Annotated in this window: 21 protein-coding genes; 8 read left to right on the forward strand and 13 right to left on the reverse strand. The window is 70.8% G+C overall.

Going from position 1 to position 21,287, the window contains the following annotated elements; all coding sequences use genetic code 11:
* Positions 1 to 7 precede the first annotated feature (7 nt).
* Both QFZ27_RS32795 and QFZ27_RS32800 read right to left on the reverse strand, forming a co-directional pair.
* Positions 8 to 550, reverse strand: coding sequence for a MarR family winged helix-turn-helix transcriptional regulator (locus tag QFZ27_RS32795; RefSeq protein ID WP_429230656.1), 543 nt, complete (start codon positions 548 to 550; stop codon positions 8 to 10).
* A gap of 20 nt (positions 551 to 570) precedes the next feature.
* Positions 571 to 1,479, reverse strand: a complete 909-nt coding sequence (locus QFZ27_RS32800; RefSeq protein WP_429230657.1) for a LysR substrate-binding domain-containing protein — start codon at positions 1,477 to 1,479, stop codon at positions 571 to 573.
* A gap of 161 nt (positions 1,480 to 1,640) precedes the next feature.
* Here QFZ27_RS32800 and QFZ27_RS32805 point away from each other — a divergent pair, with 161 nt between their 5' ends.
* From QFZ27_RS32805 to QFZ27_RS32830, 6 genes are read left to right on the forward strand one after another with little or no spacing between them, the layout of a single operon-like run.
* Entirely contained in the window at positions 1,641 to 2,561 is a 921-nt protein-coding gene (locus QFZ27_RS32805) for an ABC transporter permease (protein WP_429230658.1), read from the forward strand.
* Between the two features lie 10 nt (positions 2,562 to 2,571).
* Entirely contained in the window at positions 2,572 to 3,408 is an 837-nt protein-coding gene (locus tag QFZ27_RS32810; protein WP_429230659.1) for an ABC transporter permease, read from the forward strand.
* 31 nt (positions 3,409 to 3,439) lie between these two features.
* Positions 3,440 to 5,017 (forward strand): ABC transporter substrate-binding protein, encoded by a 1,578-nt coding sequence (locus tag QFZ27_RS32815; protein WP_429230660.1) that lies wholly within the window; start codon positions 3,440 to 3,442, stop codon positions 5,015 to 5,017.
* A 5-nt stretch (positions 5,018 to 5,022) separates the two neighbouring features.
* On the forward strand, positions 5,023 to 5,835 hold the full coding sequence (locus tag QFZ27_RS32820) for a creatininase family protein (RefSeq protein ID WP_429230661.1): 813 nt from the start codon (positions 5,023 to 5,025) through the stop codon (positions 5,833 to 5,835).
* The gene (locus tag QFZ27_RS32825) at positions 5,832 to 7,472 is read left to right on the forward strand and encodes an ABC transporter ATP-binding protein (RefSeq protein ID WP_429230662.1); all 1,641 of its coding nucleotides are present in this window, start codon (positions 5,832 to 5,834) and stop codon (positions 7,470 to 7,472) included. Before QFZ27_RS32820 ends, QFZ27_RS32825 begins: the two co-directional genes overlap by 4 nt.
* Entirely contained in the window at positions 7,459 to 8,142 is a 684-nt protein-coding gene (locus tag QFZ27_RS32830) for an RraA family protein (RefSeq protein WP_429230663.1), read from the forward strand. The genes QFZ27_RS32825 and QFZ27_RS32830 overlap by 14 nt, the downstream gene beginning before the upstream one ends.
* A gap of 107 nt (positions 8,143 to 8,249) precedes the next feature.
* Here QFZ27_RS32830 and QFZ27_RS32835 read toward each other — a convergent pair whose 3' ends face one another.
* From QFZ27_RS32835 to QFZ27_RS32855, 5 genes are all read right to left on the reverse strand, one after another.
* Positions 8,250 to 9,341, reverse strand: coding sequence for a peptidoglycan-binding protein (locus QFZ27_RS32835; RefSeq protein WP_429230664.1), 1,092 nt, complete (start codon positions 9,339 to 9,341; stop codon positions 8,250 to 8,252).
* A gap of 296 nt (positions 9,342 to 9,637) precedes the next feature.
* Positions 9,638 to 10,138, reverse strand: coding sequence for an AP2/ERF family transcription factor (locus QFZ27_RS32840; protein ID WP_429230665.1), 501 nt, complete (start codon positions 10,136 to 10,138; stop codon positions 9,638 to 9,640).
* Positions 10,139 to 10,284: 146 nt separating this feature from the next.
* Positions 10,285 to 11,319: a LacI family DNA-binding transcriptional regulator gene (locus QFZ27_RS32845; protein ID WP_429230666.1), complete on the reverse strand. Its 1,035-nt coding sequence runs from the start codon at positions 11,317 to 11,319 to the stop codon at positions 10,285 to 10,287.
* 34 nt (positions 11,320 to 11,353) lie between these two features.
* Complete coding sequence (locus QFZ27_RS32850) at positions 11,354 to 12,367, reverse strand: succinylglutamate desuccinylase/aspartoacylase family protein (RefSeq protein ID WP_429230667.1); 1,014 nt, start codon at positions 12,365 to 12,367, stop codon at positions 11,354 to 11,356.
* 102 nt (positions 12,368 to 12,469) lie between these two features.
* Positions 12,470 to 13,783, reverse strand: coding sequence for a type III PLP-dependent enzyme domain-containing protein (locus QFZ27_RS32855; protein ID WP_429230668.1), 1,314 nt, complete (start codon positions 13,781 to 13,783; stop codon positions 12,470 to 12,472).
* A 106-nt stretch (positions 13,784 to 13,889) separates the two neighbouring features.
* On the opposite strand from QFZ27_RS32855, the gene QFZ27_RS32860 reads away from it, so the two are divergent.
* Positions 13,890 to 14,798, forward strand: coding sequence for an amidohydrolase family protein (locus tag QFZ27_RS32860; protein ID WP_429230669.1), 909 nt, complete (start codon positions 13,890 to 13,892; stop codon positions 14,796 to 14,798).
* Here the strand turns inward: QFZ27_RS32860 and QFZ27_RS32865 are convergent.
* The 5 genes from QFZ27_RS32865 to QFZ27_RS32885 all read right to left on the reverse strand — a co-directional run bounded on the left by QFZ27_RS32865 (position 14,795) and on the right by QFZ27_RS32885 (position 19,871).
* A complete protein-coding gene (locus tag QFZ27_RS32865) occupies positions 14,795 to 15,742 on the reverse strand; it encodes an ABC transporter permease (RefSeq protein WP_429230670.1) in 948 nt (315 codons plus the stop codon). The two genes, QFZ27_RS32860 and QFZ27_RS32865, sit on opposite strands and share 4 nt — an antisense overlap.
* Positions 15,739 to 16,680 (reverse strand): ABC transporter permease, encoded by a 942-nt coding sequence (locus QFZ27_RS32870; protein WP_429230671.1) that lies wholly within the window; start codon positions 16,678 to 16,680, stop codon positions 15,739 to 15,741. The genes QFZ27_RS32865 and QFZ27_RS32870 overlap by 4 nt, the downstream gene beginning before the upstream one ends.
* On the reverse strand, positions 16,677 to 18,206 hold the full coding sequence (locus QFZ27_RS32875) for a sugar ABC transporter ATP-binding protein (RefSeq protein ID WP_429230672.1): 1,530 nt from the start codon (positions 18,204 to 18,206) through the stop codon (positions 16,677 to 16,679). Before QFZ27_RS32875 ends, QFZ27_RS32870 begins: the two co-directional genes overlap by 4 nt.
* Positions 18,203 to 19,255, reverse strand: coding sequence for an ABC transporter substrate-binding protein (locus QFZ27_RS32880; protein WP_429230673.1), 1,053 nt, complete (start codon positions 19,253 to 19,255; stop codon positions 18,203 to 18,205). The genes QFZ27_RS32875 and QFZ27_RS32880 overlap by 4 nt, the downstream gene beginning before the upstream one ends.
* A 244-nt stretch (positions 19,256 to 19,499) precedes the next feature.
* Positions 19,500 to 19,871 carry a response regulator gene (locus QFZ27_RS32885; protein WP_429230674.1) on the reverse strand — a complete coding sequence of 124 codons (372 nt, stop codon included), beginning with the start codon at positions 19,869 to 19,871 and terminating at the stop codon, positions 19,500 to 19,502.
* 180 nt (positions 19,872 to 20,051) lie between these two features.
* On the opposite strand from QFZ27_RS32885, the gene QFZ27_RS32890 reads away from it, so the two are divergent.
* A complete protein-coding gene (locus tag QFZ27_RS32890; RefSeq protein ID WP_429230675.1) occupies positions 20,052 to 20,411 on the forward strand; it encodes a hypothetical protein in 360 nt (119 codons plus the stop codon).
* A gap of 8 nt (positions 20,412 to 20,419) precedes the next feature.
* Here the strand turns inward: QFZ27_RS32890 and QFZ27_RS32895 are convergent, their stop codons facing one another.
* A complete protein-coding gene (locus tag QFZ27_RS32895; protein ID WP_429230676.1) occupies positions 20,420 to 21,229 on the reverse strand; it encodes a sensor histidine kinase in 810 nt (269 codons plus the stop codon).
* Positions 21,230 to 21,287 lie beyond the last annotated feature (58 nt).

The following is a 21,287-nucleotide window of genomic DNA, read 5'->3' on the forward strand; positions in this document are numbered from 1 at the left end:
CCATCGTTCAGCCCTTGCCCACAGACCCGAAGCGCTCCAGCGAGGACGTCAGCTGCGCGAGCTCGTCCGCAGGAATGTCGCGCGTGACCGCCTGCTGGGCCCGATGCCACCCCTCTCCGGCGCTGGCCAGGATCTCCTCCCCGGCCTTCGTCAGGGTGATGCGCCGCGCCCGCGCATCGTGCTCGTCGGTGGCCACGCGCAAAAACTCGCGCCGGGCCAGCGGCTTCAGGTTCTTGGTCAGCGTCGTGCGATCCATCCCGAGCACCTCCGCCACTTCCCCGATGGTCGGGGACCGAAGCTGCCGGAGCGCGACGAGGACCGAGAACTGCCAGTTGTTGATCCCGAGCGACCGGAACGCCTCGTCGAAACGACGCCCGATGACCCGCCCCGCCCGCTGGATGCGCTGGCACAGGCAGGTGCGGACGATGAGATCGGCGGTTTCGTCGTCGAGAGCTTGCGAAGAGGACATGCGAGATAAATAGGTGCATATGAACGTATCGTCAAGCGTCGCGACTTGAGTGCCAGGCCAGCGTCCTTCGTAAGCGCCCACGTCTCCACGAGGTCGCAGCGTCAGTGCGCCCGGCGCTGCGCCGCCACCTGTCGGGAGATGCGGACGAAGTCGAGCACGGCCGGTGAGGTCTCGCCGGCGGGCCAGGCGATGGCCAGCTCCACCGCCTGCGGCAGGTCATCGAGCGGCCGGTAGGCCAGCTCCGGCAGCGGCATGTGCGACACCCAGGACGGCACGATGCCGAGGCCGACGCCGGCCGCGGCCAGGGTGACGATCGACAGGGTGTGCGAGGCGTCCTGCACCACCATCGGCCGCACCCCGGCCTGGCGGAACGCCTCCAGCACCAGGTTGCTGTAGCTGGCGCCGAGGATCGGCGCATAGCCGATGAAGGGCTGGCCGGAGAAGTCGCGCAGCGACAGGTCGGGCTTGGCGGCGAGCGGATGCGTCTTCGGCAGCACCGCGACGAAGCCCTCGCTCGACAGCCGCTCCATCTGCATGAAGCCGGCCGCGGTGGTCGGCCGGATGAAGGCGACGTTGATGCCGCCGGTGTCCAGGGTCTTGAGCTGCTCGGCCGTGGTCAGGGGCACGACGTCGACCGAGACCGCCGGATAATCCTGGCGGAACGCTCGGATGATGGCGGGCAGGAACTGAGACAGCGCCAGGTGCACGCCGCCGACCACAAGATGGCCGACATGCTCGCCTGAGATCGCCCGGGTGTGAGAGATGGCGCGGTCCAGGCCGCTGAGCACGTCGCGCGCGTGGCGCAGCAGGATCTCGCCGGCCGCGGTCAGCTTGACCCGCCGCGTGGTGCGGTCGAACAGTCGGACGCCCAGCCGCTCCTCCAGCTGCCGGATCTGCTGGCTGAGCGGCGCCTGGGCCATGCCGAGGCGGTCGGCGGCGCGGCCGAAATGCAGCTCCTCCGCCAGGCAGGCGAAGTAGCTCAGATGCCGCAGCTCGATGCCCCTATTCATATCTACGAGATATAAATGCCTTTGTATTTTTGTGATAGATCCCATGGGATCGCTGTGGTTCGCTAGCGCCTTCGATGCCCCGGATCGGCCGCTGCCTTGCGGTCGCGGGCCCCTTCCCGAGACCGGCCCTGCCCGCCCCCGAAAACGGAGAAGGCTGCTGCATGGTGCGCTTCTGGTCGGTGAAAGCTGCACGGACCCTCCTGACGCTCTGGTTCGTCGTGACCTTCGCCTTCATCGTCCTGCGGGTCTCGGGCGACCCGGTGCAGTCGCTGCTGGGCCCGGACGCCACGATCGAGGAGATCGCGCAGTTCCGCGAGGCCTGGGGCCTCGACCGGCCGCTGCCCGAGCAGTATCTGCGCTATGTCGTGCAGATGGCGTCGGGCCAGTTCGGCACCTCCTACCGCGACGGCAGGCCGGTCACCGAGATCATCGCCGAGCGCGTGCCCTGGACCGTCCTGCTGGGCCTGTCCGCCTATGCCGTCGCCATCCTGGCCGGGGTGCCGGCCGGCATCGTCGCGGCGCTGCGCCGCGGCTCAGCCCTCGACCGGCTGGTGATGGGCTTTGCCGTGTTCGGCTTCGCGCTGCCGAACTTCTTCCTCGGCATCCTGCTGATCCTGCTGTTCTCGCTGACCCTGCAATGGCTGCCGAGCTCGGGCACCGGCTCGATCCTGCACCTGCTGATGCCGGCCGCGACCCTCGGCGTCTACACCGCCGGCACGCTGGCGCGCTTCACCCGCTCGGCCATGCTGGAGGTGCTGGACAAGCCCTATATGCGAGCCGCCGCGGCGAAGGGCGCGCCGCCCTTGTACCGGGTGCTGCGCCACGCCCTGCCCAACGCCGCCATCCCGATCGTCACCGTCATCGGCCTCAATCTCGGCGCCCTGGTCGGCGGCGCAGTGGTGGTGGAGACGGTGTTCGCCTGGCCCGGCATCGGCCGGCTGCTGGTCACCGCCGTGACCTCGCGCGACCTCGCCGTGGTGCAGGCGCTGGTGCTGCTGGTCGCCGTCACCATGGTCGCGGCCAATCTCGCGGTCGACCTGCTGTACGGGCTGCTCGACCCGCGCATCCGCGCGGCGCGCTGAGGGCCGGGCGATGCGGCGCTTCCCCTGGCTCCTCGCAGCGGCGTTCACCATCCTGGCGGCGGCGCTGCTGGCGGCCCTGTTCGGCGGCTGGCTGACGCCCTATGGCGTGACCCAGCAGAACCTGCTCGCCCGGCTCAAGCCGCCGGCATTCCTGGGCGGCGACCCGCGCTATCTGCTCGGCACCGACCGGCTCGGCCGCGACATGGTGGCCCGGCTGGTCGGCGGGCTGCAGATGTCGCTGTCGGTCGCCGTCGCCGGCACGGTGATCGGCGCCGTGGTCGGCTGCGCCATCGGCTTCATCGCCGCGCATTTCCGCGGCTGGGTCGAGGAGACGCTGATGATGCTGGTCGACTTCCAGGCGTCCCTGCCCTTCATCCTGATCGCGCTGACCCTGCTGGCCTTCTTCGGCAACAGCCTGACGCTGTTCGTCATCCTGATGGGGCTGCATGGCTGGGAATCCTACGCCCGGCTGGCGCGCGGCGTGGTCCTGTCCGCCGCCAGCCAGCCCTATGCCAAGGCGGTGGTGGCGCTGGGCGCCTCGCCGATGCGCCTGTATCTGCGGCACATCCTGCCGAATGTGGCGAGCGCGCTGATCGTCCAGGTCACGCTGAACTTCCCGCAGATCATCCTGCTCGAGACCTCGCTGAGCTTCCTCGGCCTCGGCATCCAGCCGCCGATGACCAGCCTGGGCCAGATCCTCGGCGACGGCCGCGAATACCTGTCGAGCGCCTGGTGGATCGCGGTCTGGCCCGGGCTGGTGATCTTCGCCGTCACCTTGTCGATGAGCATCGTCGGCGATTGGCTGCGCGACCGGCTGGACCCGATGCTGCGCGTCCGCACCGCCTGAGACCCGAACCAAACAAGCAAAGGAGGCTTCGATGTTCACAAGACGCGGTTTCGGCAAGCTGGCGCTCGGCGCCGGCGCCGTCTCGCTGGCGACGCCGCTGCGATACGGGCGGGCGGCGGACCGGCCGGTGCTGACCATCGCGGTCGACAACCTGTGGCAGACGATGTCGCCGATCAACGGCCTCAGCACCACCTCGAACCGGATCTTCCCGAACTTCTACGAGGCGCTGATTGAGCGCGACTACCTCTCCGACCCGAACGGCCTGGCGCTGCAGCCGAAGCTGGCGACGAAGTGGGAGCGGAACGGCACGGTCTGGACCATCGAGCTGCGCCAGGGCGTGAAGTTCCACGACGGTACGGACATGACGGCCGAGGACGTCGCCTTCACCCTCGGCGCCGACCGGCTGTGGGGGCCGAAGCCGTTCGAGCCGCGCGGCAAAACCTTCACCGCCGGCTTCAAGCGGGTCGAGGCCACCGGCCCCCATACCATCGAGATCGAGACCGCGACGCCCGACCCGAACGTCCCGGGCAAGCTGACCGGCAATATCGGCCTGGTGGTGCCGAAGAAATACTATCTCGAGGTCGGGGTCGACCGCTTCGGCCAGGCGCCGATCGGCACCGGCCCCTACAAGGTCACCACCTTCCGCTCCGGCGAGGTGATGGTGCTGGACGCCTTCGACGGTTATTGGGGCGACCCGCCGCCGGCGAAGCAGCTGGTGTGGAAGATCGTGCCGGAATTCGCGGCGCGCCTGGCCGGGCTGGTGTCGAAGGAGTTCGACTTCATCGTCAACATCCCGACCGACCAGGAGCCGACGCTGGCGGGCTATCCCGAGGTCAAGCTGGTCCGGCGCCAGGTCGAGAACTACCCGGCCTTCGCCTTCAACACCCTGCCCGACCCGCCGGACAATCCGCTGGTCGACCCGAAGCTGCGCTACGCCATGGTCCAGGGCGTCAACATGGACGAGATCGTCACGGCCCTGTTCGGCGACAGCACCTTCCACCCGGCGGTGCCATTCAACTTCACGGAATACGGCAAGTTCTACGACCCCGACCTGAAGCCGAAGCTGCCCTACGATCCGGAGCGGGCCAAGGCGCTGGTGAAGGAGACCAGCTATGACGGCCAGAAGCTGCTGTGGCACATCACCCGGCAGTTCTATCCGAACTACGAGGCTGCGGCCGAGGTGATGGTCGAGCAGTGGCGCGAGATCGGCGTCAATGTCGAGGCGCAGGTGCTGGACAATTTCGAGCTGGTCTACCGCCGCCCCTATCACCTGATGAACATGTCGATGAGCTCGGACTTCATCCCGGGCGACCCGTACCAGCCGCTGTGGCTGGACTGGGGCCCGACCGCCACCCGCTCCACCGCGAGCTGGAAGACCTGGACGCCGACCGAGAAATTCGTCGAGCTCGGCCGTGCCTTCGAGAAGGAGATCGAGTTCGAGAAGCGCAAGGCGGCCTATCTCGCCTTGTCCGAGGAGTGGCAGCGGGTCACGCCCGGCTTCTACCTGTGGAAAAGCGTCTACAACTGGGCGCATCGCGGCGACATCCAGTGGACACCGATCGGCGACAGCGACATGCGCCTGTATGGCGGCTACCTGAAGCTGGGCTGAGACCGATGCCGCTGCGCAAGCACGCCCTGAAGGACATGACCTTCGTGGAGTTCCGCGAGCGTCTGGCCGAGAGCCCGGTCGTCCTGCTGCCCTTCGGCAGCCAGGAGGAGCAGGGCCCGCACGCCCCGATGGGCGACTTCATGCTGACCGAGCGGCTGTCGGTGCTGGCGGCGGAGGCGGCGGATGCGATCGCCGCCCCCACCGTCCCCTTCGGCTATGCCGATTTCTTCCGCACTGTGCCGGGCGGCGTCCAGCTGCGTGCCGAGACCTTCTCGGCCGTGCTGGAGGACACGGTGACCGCCTTCCTCGACCACGGCATCGAGCATCTGGTGGTGTTCAACGGCCACAGCTCGAACGCGCCCCTGATCGACCAGACGCTGCGCCGCCTGCGGCGCCAGCGCGGCGTGGCGGTGGCGGCCCTGAACATCTGGCGCCTGATACCGCCGGAGCTGTGGCGGGAGCTGCACGGCGACAAGGCCAGCCAGGCCCGCGGCCATGGCGGCGACCCGCTGACCTCGGTCTACCTGCACCTGTTCCCGGAGCTGATGCGGCCCGACCTGGTCCGCCCGGCGACGCCCTCCCAGGCCTTCGGCCTGCCGACCGACGGCGTCGCCGCGGTCAGCTTCGAGGGGCTGCCGGTGCAGATGCCGCTCGACGTCACCGAGGTCAATCCGGACGGCATGCTGGGCGGCGACCCGACCCTGGCCGACGCCGCGATCGGCGCCCGCATCGTCGAGCATATCGTCGGCTTCACCGCCCGCTTCGTCGCCCATTTCCACCGCTGCGACCCACGCCGGGTCGAGACGGCGCCGGCATGACGCCGCTGCTCGCCATCGAGGATCTGCGCGTGCCGCTGCCGCCGGCGGCGGAGCGGCTGGATGCCGTCTCGAACCTGTCGCTGGCGCTCGGCCGCGGCGAGATCCTGTGCGTCGTCGGCGAATCCGGCTCCGGCAAGTCGATGACGGCGCTGGCGGTGATGGGGCTGCTGCCGGCCAACCTCCCGGCGCCGAGCGGCCGCGTGCTGTTCGAGGGCCGTGACCTGCTGGCCCTTTCCGAGCGGGAGCGGCGCGACCTGGCCGGCCGCCGCATCGCCATGATCTTCCAGGAGCCGAGCGCCGCGCTGAACCCGATCTACCGCGTCGGCAACCAGGTGGCCGAGACCTTCCGGCTGCACACCAAGCTATCGTCGGCCGAGATCCGCGAGCGCGTGCTGGCGCTGTTCCGCGAGGTCCGCCTGCCCGACCCGGAGCTTCTGTATCACAGCTATCCGCACCAGCTGTCCGGCGGGCAGTGCCAGCGCGTGATGATCGCGACTGCGCTGGCGCTGGACCCCGCCATCCTGATCGCCGACGAGCCGACCACCGCGCTCGACGTCACCACCCAGGCGCAGATCCTGCGGCTGATGCTGGACCTGCGGCAGCGGCACGGCACCGGCATCCTGTTCATCACCCACGATTTCGGCGTGGTCGCCGAGATCGCCGACCGGGTCGCGGTGATGCAGAACGGCAGGCTGGTCGAGGAAGGGCCGCGCGATCGCGTGCTGCGCCGGCCGGAGGCGGCCTACACGCGGGACCTGCTGGCCGCGGTGCCGAAGCTGGAGCCGCGGCGCGCCCGGCCGGGGCTGGGCCCGGTCGCGGTCTCGGCCAAAGGCATCGCCAAGACCTTCCGCAAATCCGGGCTGTTCGGCGGCGGCCGCAGCGTCAAGGCGGTGGATGGCGTCGATGTCGAGATCCGCCGCGGCGAGACGCTGGGGCTGGTCGGCGAATCCGGTTCCGGCAAATCCACCTTGGCGCAATGCATCATCCGGCTGATCGAGCCCGAGCGCGGCGACATCGTGCTGGCCGCCGGTTCCTTCTCCGCCCTCAAGGGCAAAACGCTGCGGGCGGCGCGCCGGCGGGTGCAGATCGTGTTCCAGGATCCCTACAGCGCGCTCGACCCGCGGCAGAGCGTGGGCGCCGCGATCGCCGAGGGGCCGGTGATCCACGGCCTCGACCGGGACGGCGCGCGGGACCGGGCCCTGAAGCTGTTGCAGGCCGTCGGCCTCGACGCCGAGGCGGCCGGCCGGTTCCCGCACGAGTTCTCCGGCGGCCAGCGCCAGCGCATCTGCATCGCCCGGGCGCTGGCGATCGAGCCGGACCTGCTGATCGCCGACGAATCCGTCTCGGCGCTCGACGTCTCGGTCCAGGCCCAGATCCTGGACCTGCTGGCGGAGATGCAGCAGCGGCTCGGCTTCGCCATGCTGTTCATCACCCACGACCTGCGCGTGGCCAGCCGGATCTGCGACCGCATCGCCGTGATGCGCCAGGGCCGCATCGTCGAGGGGGGCGAGCCCGCCACCCTCTTCGGCGCCCCGCGCGAGGCCTATACGCGCGAGCTGCTGTCGGCCGTGCCTGGCCGCGACTGGGGCCGGGACGCCGCCGGGCCGGAAGGAACGAGGCTGCATGAGAAAGTATGAGATCGGCGCCGTGCCGCCGCAGATCGCCCCGGCCCTGGCCGAGAAGCTGGCGCGGGTCGAGATCGCCACGATCGGCCATTTCCGCCATCGCGGCTTCGTGCACCGCAGCATCGCGCCGCTGCAGCCGGTGCGCGGCACGCTGGTCGGCACCGCCGTCACGGTCGCGATCCCGGGCACGGATTCGACCCTGCTGCACCATGCCATCGGCCTGCTGCGGCCGGGCGATGTGCTGATGATCGACCGGCTCGGCGACGACCGCCACGCCTGCCTCGGCGGCGGCGTCGCCCGGGCGGCGCAGCGGGCCGGCGCCGTGGCCGTGGTGCTCGACGGACCCTGCACCGACCCGGAGGAGATCCGCGAGGCCGGGCTGCCGGTCTGGTGCCGCGGTGCCTCGGCGATCACCACCCGGCTGAACGACCTGGGCGGGGCGCTGAACCTGCCGGTGTCCTGCGGCAACGTCCCGGTGCTGCCGGGCGACGCCGTCCTGGCCGACGCCACCGGCGTGCTGGTCCTGCCGCCCGGCGAGGCCGAGGCCGCGGCCGACGAGGCGATCGTCCGCGAGGCGCGGATCGCCGAGCGGCAGGCCCGCGCCCAGGCCGGGCAGAAGCTGGGCGACCTCTCCGGCGCCAGCCGCCTGGTCGCCGCCGACCAGGAGGGCAACCAAGGCTGATCCCCGCTTCGCCGCCACCCGGGTCGAACGGTGGGGAAGGTGCCGCGGGAGTATGCGGTGGCGGGTCATCAATGCGGTCTGAAGGGCCGGCACCCCGACCGCCCCGGTCAATCGAAGCGAGGCAGTTCGGCGGCGGTGCGAAGCGCCTCCAGCAGCGCCGCCGAGGGCCGCCCCGTGACCGGCAGGCCGTGGCTCTGCTGGAAGGTGGCGATGGCGGCCCGGGTCTTGCGCCCGAGCCGGCCATTGGCCCGACCGGCATCCAGGTTCAGCTTCCCCAGAAGCAGCTGGATTTCCCTGATCTGGGCGCTGTTGGCCGGTCGGTCAGGCGCGATTGCCGGTTGCGCGGCGGTCGCGGCCGGCGGAGACATGGCTGCCATCTGGCTGGGGCCGGCCGGCGCCGGCACCCGGGCCGCTCGATTGTCCGGGACCTGCTGCGGGCTCTCGGCGGCCGCAGTGGTCTGGGCCGGTGCCAGACGCCCGGCCTCCAGGGCCGCTTGCAGCCTCGCCAGCGCCTGCTTCCCCTGCTCGTCGCCGGCCTTGGCTGCAATCCGGTACCAGCCGGCGGCCATCACCGGGTTGGGCGGCCCGAGCTCGCCGGCTTCATAGAGGCGGCCCACCTCATACGCGCCGCGCGGATTGCCGGTGACGCTGGCCCTGCGGAACCAGTTCATCGCCTCTCTCGCGTCGCGCGGCACGCCGAGACCCTGCTCCCATAGAAAGCCGAACGCATAGGCGGCATCGGCTTTGCCCTGGTCGGCGGCGCGGCGGTACCAGTAGGCGGCGTGCTCGTAGCTCTGCGGCACGCCCACGCCCTGGGCGAAGGTGGTGCCGATCCCATACTCGGCGTTCGCGTCGCCGGCGATGGCCTTGCGCGCCAGATCGCGCAGTTCGGGAGAAGCGTTGTCCGGCAGCTGCAATTGGGCTGCCGGGTCACCGTCCGGGATCTCTGGCGATGCTGCGGCCGCCCTGACGACGGGCGCCGGGACCGCCGGCGCGGCCTGCGGCGTAATGATTGTGGCAGCTTCCTGCGGCGCTTCGGCTGAAGCGGCATCGCCCCAGCCCAGCCCCAGGTCGTCCAGCGTGGAGCAGCCGACCACAGCGAAGCCGAGCAGGACCGCCACCGCGTGGCGGGCGGCGCCCCGGCGCATAGGGTTCGGCTCACGCCCGAGGCTGGTCCCATCATCGGCCAGTGATTTCACCGAACCTCCTCGCCGTTGCTGGATCGAGATGGCGCCCCCATGCGTCGGCCAAGCCCCCATGGCGCCTTCTCCCGGGCCCATCCGATGGTGACCTGGCAGGGGAAATTCACCGGCGGGCTGCTGGACGATGACTCATTGCCCGGGCGATCGCGACTGGCCCAATGGTACATCCCCTGCCCTGTCGCGCGCCCGATACGGGGTTCAGCTTCCCCGAATTCCGAATAGCCATACGTCCTTCGTGGTACTCACCGGCGCCGGCACCATGTCGCTGACGGCCCGCTCACCTGCACGACGACTCAGGAAGGCCTGCGCACTCCTCGTCGTCCGATACTCCCTTTCACCGGCACAGGGGAGCCGATCCGCGGCGATGATTGATCGGCCGCTGCCGACCGGCCGGGCGCGTGGATCTCGAGCAGCTCGGCCAGCCGCTCCAGGTTGCCGGCGGTCATCTCGGCGCGGGTGGCGAAGGCCAGCTCGCGCGCCTCGCGCTCGCCATGGCGCAGGATCGAATACTTCTTCTGGTGCCGTACCCCGTCCTGGGTCCAATAGGCGACCCAGAAGGCGGTCGTGCCCTGCGGGCGAGCATAGCGCGAGACCCCCGGGATGCCGTGCGGGGTGTTCTTGCGCCGGATCAGCATTCTGCGCAGCGATCTGATCTGCCGGTGTTCTTCGAGATCCTTCATGGCGAACGCCTCGGCCGCGGCCTTGGCCCGGGCCGAGCTGCCGAACGCCCGGTCGGAGAAGAATTTGCGCGTATGCAGTCCAGCAACGGAGTACTGGACGAGCCAACCGAGCATCCGTTTCGCCTTGTCGTCAATTCGACTGACGCGCATCGGACTCTCCAAACCGACCCGCGGAGTCTCGCATACTGTGCCGCGGATTTGCAGGATCGACCGGATACCGCTTCCGAATGAGACAGGCTGCCGGTCCCCTGTCCGCCCCCCTACCCGCTCGCCCGGACCACGAGGCTGAGGTCGACCAGCTCGATGCTGCGCGCCGGCGCGCCGCCGCCGAGGCGGGTCAGCAGCATCCGGCCGGCGCGGCGGCCGATGTCGTCGCTGTCGATCCGCACCGTGGTCAGACCCGGCTCCAACGCCTCCGCCAGCTCGATGTCGCCGAAGCCGGCCACCGCCAGGTCGCCCGGCACGGCGAGGCCGCGGCGCCGCGCCTCGGACAAGGCGCCGATCGCCAGCAAGTCGTTGCCGAAGAAGGCCGCGTCGAGCGGCTCGCCCTGCTCCAGCAGCCCCGCCATCGCCTTGCGCCCCTCGGCGAGGCCGGCCGGCCCGTCGACCGACAGCTCCGCCGCCGGGCGCAGCCCGTGCTTGGCCAAGCCCTCCTTGAAACCCTGCAGCCGCAGCACGCCGCGGCCGCCGCCGCGGCCGACATAGGCGATGCGGCGATAGCCGCGCTCGCCGAAATGCTCACCCACCAGCCGCCCGCCGTCGAAATTGGAGAAGCCGACCAGCATGTCGATCGGGTCCTGCGGATAGGCCCAGGTCTCCATCACCGGCACGCCGAGCGAGCGCAGCGCCTCGCGGTTCTCCTCCAGCTCAATCACGCCGGTGAACAGCACCGCCGCCGGCCTGAGGTCGCGCAGCGACTGGATCATCGCCGTCTCGCGCGCATAGGAATAGGCGGTCTCGCCCACCATCAGCCGGTAGCCCACCGGCTCCAGCACATCGGCGCAGGCCCGCACGGCACGGGAGAATTGCGGGTTGGCGATGTTGGAGACGAAGGCGGCGACCAGGGTCGACGGCGCTGCCAACGTCGCCGCCGCCGGCCGACCGCCGGAGCGCAGGCGGATGGCGTCCTGGTTCGGCGCGTAGCCGGTCTGCTCGATCGCGGCCTGGATCCGCCGGCGCTTGTCCTCCGCCACCTTCTCCGGCTGGCGCAGGGCGCGGGAGACGGTGATCGGCGACACCCCGGCAATGCGCGCGACCTCGTCGATGCGGGCCGGCCGCTTCTCCGAATCCGTCATCCGCCCCTCTTCGTCGCCCCGCGGCTCACGCCGGTCACCGGCCGGAATCCGGCACCTCGGCCACCTGGATCAGACAGTCGCCCGGTTCGCACCGGCTGTGCAACCGGTGCGAGATCACCACGCCGGATTCGCCGAAGCGCAGCGGCGCCTCCGCCACCTCCAGCCGGTCCAGGTCGTGCATCCAGCCGGCCAGGTCCCCGACCTGGACCTCGGCCCCGACCTCGACCGCCGGCTCGAACCAGCCGGGCGCGGTGGCGTAGATCGCCTGGCCGTGCCGGGCCAGGGACAGGAGGCGCATCGGCCCCGCCACCGGCGCCGGGCCCAGCAGCGGCGCGTCGATGATGCCGAGCGCCAGCAGCAGCGCGTCGATCGCGGCCGAGGCCCCGCGCATCGTCGCCGGCGTCACCGTGCCGCCGCCGCCGAACTCGCCGGACAGGCCGATGATGCCGGCCCGCGCCGCGGCGCCCATCGAGGTCGGCGCCGCCGATCCGTTGTCGGCGATGAAGCCCCAGGGCAGGCCCAGCGCCCGCATCAGCGCCAGCGCCCGCTCCTGCCGTGCCGGCTCGGCATGGCGCTCGATCAGGGCGCAGGGCAGATGCGCCATCGAGGTGCCGCCGGAATGCAGGTCGAACACCACGTCGTGGCGCGGGAACAGCTCATGCTCGAGGAAATCGGCGATGCGCTGGGTCGGTGTGCCGTCCGGGTTGCCCGGGAAGGCACGGTTGAGGTTGCCGTCGTCGAGCGGCGAGCAGCGCTTCGACGCCCGCACTGCCGGCGCGTTGGCCATCGGCAGGATGGTCACCGCGCCCCGCATCCGGGCTGGGTCCAGCCGGCGGATCAGCCGGGCCAAAGCGAACTCGCCCTCATATTCGTCGCCATGGTTGCCGGCCATCAGCAGCACGCTGGGGCCGTCGCCGTTCCTGATCCGCGCGACCGGCACCTTGACGTGGAAATAGGGCGACCGGTCGACCGAGAAGGGTATTCCCAGATGGTCGAGGACGCGGCCGTCGGCGTCGAAATCGATGGTGTGGAACAGACCCGTATGCATCTCGGTCCTCGGGGCGCCGCCGCAGGCGGAGCGGCAACCTATGGCTATGACAACGTTGTCTCAGCGGCGAACGGCGGGGCGATGGCAAAGACCATGGCCGGATCAGCCGAAACTGGTGGGATAGGCGGCCTGGACGCGGCCCTGGCCGTCGATGCCCCAGATCACCCGCCAGCGGTCGAGGCAGGTGCAGGGGTGGGAGATGCCGAACTCGATGACATCGCCGACCGCGACCGGGCTGCCGGCACCGAGCACCAGGAAGGCATGCTGGTCGTTCAGCTTCATCACCCGCGCCTCCTCCGGCCGGGCGAAGCTCGCCAGCGGGCGGCCATCACGGTGCAGGCGCAATGGCATCGGCAGGTCCTGGTCGAAGGAGACGTCGCGCATACCCATGCCACAGATGGCCAGGCCCGGCGCCGGGCGCGACAGCACCTCGGCCCAGAGCCGCAGCGCCGGGCGAAACCCGTCCGACGCGCTGGCCACCGCGCCGCCGAGGCGGAAGCCTTGCCGGGCGTCGAGTGCCGCCAGGCCGCGCGTGTAGATGCCGTGGTCGTGGAAGAAGATCGCGCCGCTGCGCAGCACCAGCCGGGCGCGGCCGTCGGCGGCGGCCACCGGGCCGAGATGCTGCACGATCATGTCGAAATAAACCGAGCCGCCGGCCGTCAGGATCAGTGGTGCCTGCGGCCCGGCGGCGGCGCGGACCTTGCCGAACGCCTCGGCCGTCAGCGCCGCGAGGTCGGCGATCGCCGCCCGGGTCCGCTCCGCATCCCCGGTCGCCGCCGCGCCCTCATAGGCGCCGACCCCGGCCAGGCGCAGCCGGCCCTCGCTGGCCTGGACCGCTGCGATCACCCGCTCCGCCGCCGCCACGTCGCGGGCGCCGGCCCGGCCGGTTCCGACCTCGACCACCACCGGCAGCGGCGCCAGCCGCGCCTCGCGCCAGGCGGCGTCCAGCGCCGCGGCGGCCTCGGGGGAATCGACGAAGGCGTAAATCTCGGCCCGGGGATAGGCCTCGTGCAGCCGGGCCAGGCGGCGCGCGCCGCCCGGGCCGCCGACCTGGTTGGCCAGCAGCAGCCGGTTCAGCCCGGCGCGCAGCATCACCGCGGCCTGGCGAATGTCGGCCACCGTCGTGCCCCAGGCCCCGGCTTCGACCAGCGAGGCCGCCAGCGCCGGCACCATCGGCGTCTTGGCATGCGGGGCGATCGCCGCCCCCTGCTCCGCCGCGTAGCGCAGCATCAGCGCGCGGTTGCCGGCGAAGGCGTCCTGGTCCAGGGTCAGCACCGGCAGCGACATGGTGCCCTCGGCCGGGTGCCAGCCCTGCGCCGCCACGTCGTCCAGCGGGATCGGCCCGGCGCCCGGGGGCACGCCCCGGATGCCGTCATGCAGCATCTCCGCTTCCCGCAAGATGATCCTGTCGGCCACGATCGCCGCTCCCCTCCCTGCTAGGTCTTTCTTAGACGGCAGCCGCGGGTTATCTGTCAAGACAACGTTATCATCGAGCAGGACGGAACTCCTGCGGGAGAGCCTCGTGACCCAGCCCTATGACGGCCCGATCGTCGACGCGCACCACCATCTCTGGGACCTCGCGATGGACCGCCATCCCTGGCTGCGCCCAGCGCGGGGCGAGATGGTGTTCGGCGACAACGCGCCGCTACGCCGGAATTATCTGCCGGCGGACTATCGAGCGGACGCCCGCAACCAGCCGGTGGTCGCGACCGTGCATGTCGAGGCCGGCTGGGACCCCGCCGATCCGGTGGCCGAGACCGAGTGGCTGGAGACGCAGGTCAAGGCCGGCGGCATCGCCAGCCGTTACGTCGCCCATGTCCCGCTCGACTCCTCGGACGCGGCGGCGTTGATCGAGCAACAAGCCGCCTTTCCCCGGGTCGTCGGCATCCGCGACATCCTGAGCTGGCACCCCGACCCGGCGCGCAGCTTCGCCGCCCGGCCGGACCGAATGGACGACCCGGCCTGGCGCCGCGGCCTGGCCCGGCTGGCCGGGCACGGCCTGTCCTTCGACCTGATGATCTATCCGGGCCAGATGGCGGATGCGCTGCGGCTGGTGCGCGACTTTCCGGACCAGGTCTTCATCCTGAACCATTGCGGCAGCCCGGCCAACCGCGACCCGGCGGGCATGGTCCGCTGGCGCGCCGGCCTGGCGGCACTGGGGCGGGAGCCGAACGTCCATCTCAAGATCTCCGACCTCGTGGCCTATGACCACGACTGGACGCCGGACAGCCTGCGCGCGGTGGTGCTGACCTGCCTGGACGCCTTCGGCCCCGGCCGGTCGCTGTTCGCCAGCGACTTCCCGGTGGCCGGGCTGCACGCCTCCTTCGACCAAGTCTGGGAAGGCTTCAAGGCCTTCACCGCCGACCTGACCCCGGCCGAGCAGCGGGCCCTTTTCCACGACAACGCCCGCCGGCTGTACCGGATCGGCTAGCGCCGCGCCTCCCGTCCCGACAGCAGCAGCAGGCCCAGGATCAGCCCGCCGAACAGGATGCTGCGCCAGCCGGGCGAGGCGTTCACCACGGTGATCAGCGCGGTGATGGTGACCAGCAGGATCGCCCCCGGGATGGTACCGGCGTAGGTGCCGCGCCCGCCCAGGATCGAGGTGCCGCCCAGCACCACCGCGGCGATCGAGGTCAGCAGATACGGATCGCCGATGCCGACATAGCCCTGCCGGTTCATGCCCAGCACCAGCACCCCGGCGATGCCCGCCATCAGCCCGCTCAGCGTGTACAGCAGCACCGTCGTCCGCCCGATATCGACGCCGGAGAGGCGCGCCGCCAGCGGGCTGGTGCCGAAGGCGAAGATCCGCGCCCCCACAGCGGTGCGGTGCAGCAGCACCAGCACGCCGGCCGAGACCACGAGCCACAGCAGGATGCCGACCGGTACCCCGGCCGGGCGGGCGGAGCCGAGCCATTCCACCACCGGGTTGCGCACGGTGATGGCGCTGCCGCCGGCGACGATCACCAGCAGGCCCTGCAGCAGCGTCGCCATCGCCAGGGTCATGATCAGCGGATGCACCCTGAGCGCGGCGATGCCGAGGCCGTTGAGGAAACCGATCCCCGCGGCCACCAGCAGCGTCGCCGCCACCCCGACCAGCCCGGTCGGATCCCACGACAACAGCGGCAGCAGGATCGCCGTCACCGTGATCACCGCGCCGACCGCGAGGTCGATGCCGCCGCCGATCACCACCAGCGTCTGCCCGGCGGCCACAAGGCCGATCACGGCCGCGAGCTCCAGCAGGTAGCGCAGATGGCCATAGGCGCCGAAGCCGCGGGTCAGCAGGCTGGCGGCGATCCACACCGCGGCCACCACCAGCCAGGCCAGCACCGCCTTGTGCCGCAGGATCGCCGGCAGCCTTGTCGCGATCGCGTTCATGCCCGCCTCCAGCGGATCTGCGGCAGCGCCACGGCGCCGACGATGATCAGCCCCTGGGCGATGTATTGCGCCACGGGCGGGAATCCCAGGAAGAACATGACGTTGATCATGACGCTGAGCAGCAGGCTGCCGGCGATGGCGCCGCGCATGGTGCCGGCCCCGCCGAGGAAGCCGACTCCGCCCAGCACCGCCGCGGCGATGGAGTTCAGGGTGAAGGGCGTGCCGATCACCGGGTCGCCGGAGCCGGTCTGCGCCGACACGAACAGCCCGGCCAGCGCCGCCAGCATGAAGCTGATCGCATAGGCCACGATCTTGGCCAGGTCGACCGGCACGCCGGAGCGGTAGGCGCCGACCGGGTTGTCGCCGGCCGCATAGAGGCCGAGGCCGATCGGCGTCGCCAGGTACAGCTTCCAGCCGATCGCGAGCAGCCCCAGCAGCAGCAGCGCCACCGGCTGGTTGCCGGCCAGGAGCTCCGACAGCCAGTCCGGCACGTCGCCGCCCGGCCGCGGCAGCACCAGCAGCGCGGCGCCGCCGAGGATGAAAGACCCGGCCAGGGTGACGATGATCGCCGGCAGCCGGAACAGCGCCACGATCGTCCCGGCCCCGGCCCCGACCGCGAGCCCGATCGCGGCCACGGCCAGCACGCCGCCGGGCACGCCGAGCAACCCGTCGAAGCTGGTGGCGGCGACCACGGCGCCGAGGCTGACCATGGCGCCGACCGCGAGATTGATGCCGCCGGTCAGCATGATCATCGCCTGGGCCATGGCCACCAGCGCCAGCGGGAACCAGTTCTGGGTGAACTTGGCGACGCCCTCGACGCTGACCAGCCCCGGGAACAGCGCGACGTAGAGCACCAGGAACAGCGCCACGATCAGGTACAGCCCGCGCAGCCCCTGGTGCCGGCGGCCCTGGATGGCCCGATAGAGTGCGGCGCTCATGCCGCCAACCCCGGCGCCGCGACACCCATGGCGGCGCCGACGATCGCCTCCTCGCTGATCCCCGGCCGCTCCAGCGTCGCCACGGTGCGGCCGGCGAACATCACCGCCACCCGGTCGCAGAGATGGACCAGCTCGGGCGTGTCGGAGCTGAGCAGCACGATCGCCTTCCCCTGCGCCGCCAGCGCCCGCAGCATGACGTAGATCTCCCGCTTGGTCTCGACATCGACGCCCCGCGTGGGGTCGTTCAGCAGCAGGATGCGCGGCGCCAGCGGCAGCCACTTGGCCAGCGCCACCTTCTGCTGGTTGCCGCCGGACAGCGCTTGCACCGGCCGCGCCGTGTCGCCCTTGATGGTCAGGCGCTTCGCCAGATCGGCCACCGTCGCCGCCTCCCCGGCGCGATCGCGCAGGCCCCGCGCCGGCTTCGCCAGGGTCGGCAGCAGCAGGTTGAAGGCGATGCTGTGCGGCAGCAGCAGCCCCTCCTTCTTGCGGTCGGCCGGGATGTAGGCCAGGCCCGCCGCCGTCGCCTCGGTCACCTTGCCGAACGGCCGGTCGGCGCCGGCGATGCGCGCGGCATCGGCCGCCGCCGGCAGCGCGCCGGCCAGGCCCAGCAGCAGGTCCTCCTGCCCCTGCCCGACCAGCCCGCCGATGCCGACCACCTCGCCATAGCGCACGGTCAGGTCGACCTCCCGCGCCGCCCCGGCGCGGAAGCTGCGGATCTCGATCGCGGTCTCGGCCTGGGCGGAAGGCTGCCAGGCCGGGAACAGGTCGCCCGGGTCGCGCCCGACCATCAGCCGGACAAGTCCCTCGGGATCCACCCCGACCAGCGGCCGGTCGGCGGTGCGGCTGCCGTCCTTCAGCACCGTGGCGTGGTCGCACAGATCCAGCACCTCGTTCAGCCGGTGCGAGATGTAGAGGATGGCCGTGCCTTCGTCGCGCAGCCGCCGCACCAGCCGGGCCAGGGTCTGCGCCTCATGTGCCGACAGCGACGAGGTCGGCTCGTCCAGGATCAGCACCCGCGGCCTGCGGTACAGCGCCTTGGCGATCTCGACCATCTGCCGGCGGCCCAGCGACAGGGCGTCGACCGGCAGGTCCAGCGGCTCGTCCAGCCCGACCAGCGCGCAGGCCGCCCGGGCCCGCGCCGCCAGGGCGCTATAGTCGATCAGCCCGAGCCGCCGCGGATAGGCGCCGAGGCCGATATTCTCGGCGATCGACAGATGCGGCGCCAGGCTGAGCTCCTGCTGCACCACGGCGATGCCGGCGCGCTGGGCCTCACGCGGGGTCAGGTGGCCGGCGCCGCGGCCGTCGACCGTCAGCGACCCGCCATCCGGCCGCAGCGCCCCGGACAGGATGTTGATCAGGGTCGACTTGCCGGCCCCGTTCTCGCCCAGCAGGGCATGGACCCGGCCGGGATGCAGCGCGATCGAGACGTCGCGCAGCACCGGATTGCCGAAGAAGGCCTTGGACACGCCCTCGGCAGCCAGGATGGGCGACGCCGTCACGGCGCCGCCCGCGCTTCCCAGGCTCACTTCGCCGCCAGCAGCTTGTCGAACAGCGCCGTGTCGTATTCGGAGAAGATGTAGCCATCGGCCGGGAACTTGTCGGCCCGCGCCAGGTAGCCGTCGATGCTGGCGTCGTCGATCACCGGCAGCGGCACCTTGACGAAGGCCGGCACGTCCTTGCCCGAGAGTGCCTGCACCGCGGTGTAGACCGCCAGCGCGCCGAGCCAGTTCGGCTGCATCGTCGCCCAGCCCTTCATGTCGTGCTGCTTCCACAGCTCGAGGAACTGGCGGTAGTTCTCGCCGGTGGTCGGCACGAAGGCACGGCCCTGCCGGTCCATCGCCAGGATCGCGCCGGCCGACAGCGCGCCGCCCAGCGACAGGATGCCGTCGATCTCAGGGTTGGCGAACAGCAGGCTGGTCACCGCCTCCTGCGCCGGGGCGACGTTGTAGTCGGTGTTGGTCTCGGCCAGCACCTCGACCCCCGGATTGGCCGCCAGCACCGGCGTCGCGCCCTTGCGGCGGTCGTCGCTGACCGAGATGCCGGCCGGGCCGTTCAGCACGATGATCTTGCCCTTGCCGCCCATCTGCTTGACCAGCCACTCCGCGGCCTGGCGGCCCCAGTCCAGCGAATCGGTGTTGATCTTCGCCGTCACCTTGTCGGTCTGCACCAGGCTGTCGAAGTTGATCACCGCGATGCCCTTGGCGCAGGCGTCGGCGACCACGCGGTCCAGCGCCGTGGCCGACCCGGCGATCAGGATGATCGCGTCGACATCGGCGTCGATCATCGACTGGACCTGCTGGATCTGGGTGTTGGCGTTGCCCTGAGCGTCGGTGATGACCAGCTTGTCGACCAGCCCCTTGGCCTTCAGCTCGTCCACCATCCCGGCGATGGTGCCTTCGGTCTGCTTCATCCAGGTCGGCACGGAATAGATGTTGGCCCAGCCGACGGTGAAGGGCGGCTTGCGGTCACCCTTGATGCAATTGGCGGCGGCATCGGCGGCCCCCGTCGCGGCGACCAGGGCCGCGACCGCAAGAGCGGCACCGCAGACGGCGCGGCGCGCCAGGTCCTTCGTCATCATCCTCTCCCTGTTTGATCCGGACCGTCGCGGGCCGGTGCGTTGTCGATTCGCCCGGCGCAGCCCGTCAGGGCGAAGCCGGGATGGTGCGACGCCGCCCGCGCCGGGCGCAATCTTCCGCTGCGGGCCGGCGACGGGACGACATCATCCCCGCGCATAGAGAGACGGGCCGGCAGGATTCTGTCAAGACAACGTTGTCATCGAGGATGATCGAAGGCTGGGCGGCGGTGCTGCCGCCCCGTTCTCACCGCCCTCTGGGCATCAGGAGCCTCGCCGCGAGGGCCTGCACCTCACTGTCCTGGAACGGCTTCGACAGCATCGGCCTGGCGACGAACCTGTCCTCGATGCGGTCGTGGGAGCAGGACGACACGAAGGCGAACGGAACATTGCGCTCGGCCAGGATCTGCGCGGCCGGGAAGACCTCGACGCCGCCGGACAGCTCGACATCGAGCAGGGCGGCATCCACGCCGTCATGTCCGGCCAGCTCGACGGCCTCCTCCAGGCTCGCAGCCGGCCCCAGGACGCGGATGCCGGCCTCGGCCAGCGCCTCCTCCACCAGAAGCGCCGTCAGGAACTCGTCCTCGACAACGAGGACGCAGGGTTCTCGCTCGGGCACCAACGGCCGTTCCTCCGTATTGCGTTTCTATTGCAACAGCCGGCGCGGCATAGGAGTGCAAGTAGCTTTCTTGCTTATTTCCGGATGATGCGTGACGCGGGGCAGCCACCGTCTCGCCAGGCCCTTGCCGCCTCCGCCGAAGGCGTGCATCACCATCGAGCCCATAGCCTGGAGCCCGACATGCCCGCCAATGAACGCGACGACGAGCTGCGCTACGCGATGACCCAGCTGGAAGCCTGGCTGGCGCGGTGGAATGCCGGCCAGGCCCCGAACGGGGTCCAGCTGGCCGCGCTCAAGCGCGCGGTCGGCGAGCTGCACATCGACGAGGGCGAGGTCCATGACGACGCCGAGCCCTCGGCGCATGAGCAGATCGCCAACCTGCTGGCCGCGGCCGACCCGGAGCATTCAGCCCTGGTCGAGGCAGGCGATGCGTCTGCCGCCGACTACTCGCTGCCGGAGTTCGAGCGCGACATGGAACTGCTGCGGCCGAAATACGAATATCTGAGCTGGCACGGAGGCCGCCCGGTCGGGCACGCCTAGTCAGACGGCTATGGACCCGACGCCGAAGCGCTCTCCGGCTGGGCGGGCACCGTGAACTGAAACACGGCTCCTCGCGGCTGATTCACCTCGACCCACAGCCGGCCGCCATGCGCCTCGACGATCGAGCGGCAGATCGCCAGGCCGATGCCCGTCCCGCCGGGCTTGGTCGTGTAGAAGGCCTCGAACAGCCGGTCCATGCGGCTCGGGTCGACACCCGGCCCCGAATCCCGCACCGTCACGCGTACGTCGCCGGCCTCGGTCCTGCCGGTGCCGATCAGCAGCTCTCGCGCCCCCCGGCCGACTTCGCTCATGGCCTCGACCGCATTGATGACCAGGTTGAGGGCCACTTGCTGCAACTGGACCGGATCACCTTCGATCGGCGGCAAGCCGTCCATGAGGTCCGTCCGCACCGAGACGGCGTTCTTCCTCGTCTCGCCTGAGGTGAGCTCGATCACCTCGCGGATCGCATCATTGATCTCCAGCCGATCGTTGCGGGGCGGCGTCTTCCTGATCAGGGCGCGGATCCGGCCAAGCGTGTGGCTCGCGCGATGGCTGTCCCGGACGATACGATCGAAGGCCGCCCGGGCCCTGTCCAGATCGGGCCGTGGGCGGTCCAGCCAACGCAGGCCTGCCATGGCATTGGTTACCGCTGCGGCGATGGGCTGCTTCATCTCATGGGTGATCGAGGCGGCGAGATAACCCAGGGTCGCGAGCCGGTTCTCGTGAGACAGCTCCATCATTGCGACCATGTCGATGCCGGCGGTGGCCCGGCCGAACTCGGCACCGGCAGGCTCATGATCGTCGCTCGACGCTTGCATCGCTGGATCCTCTCAAGCCGGATCTCGAAGACCTCGATATGGAGGCCGTCATTCGGCG

The sequence above is a fragment of the Inquilinus ginsengisoli genome, from assembly GCF_050434925.1.
Classification (GTDB): Bacteria; Pseudomonadota; Alphaproteobacteria; order DSM-16000; family Inquilinaceae; genus Inquilinus; species Inquilinus ginsengisoli_B.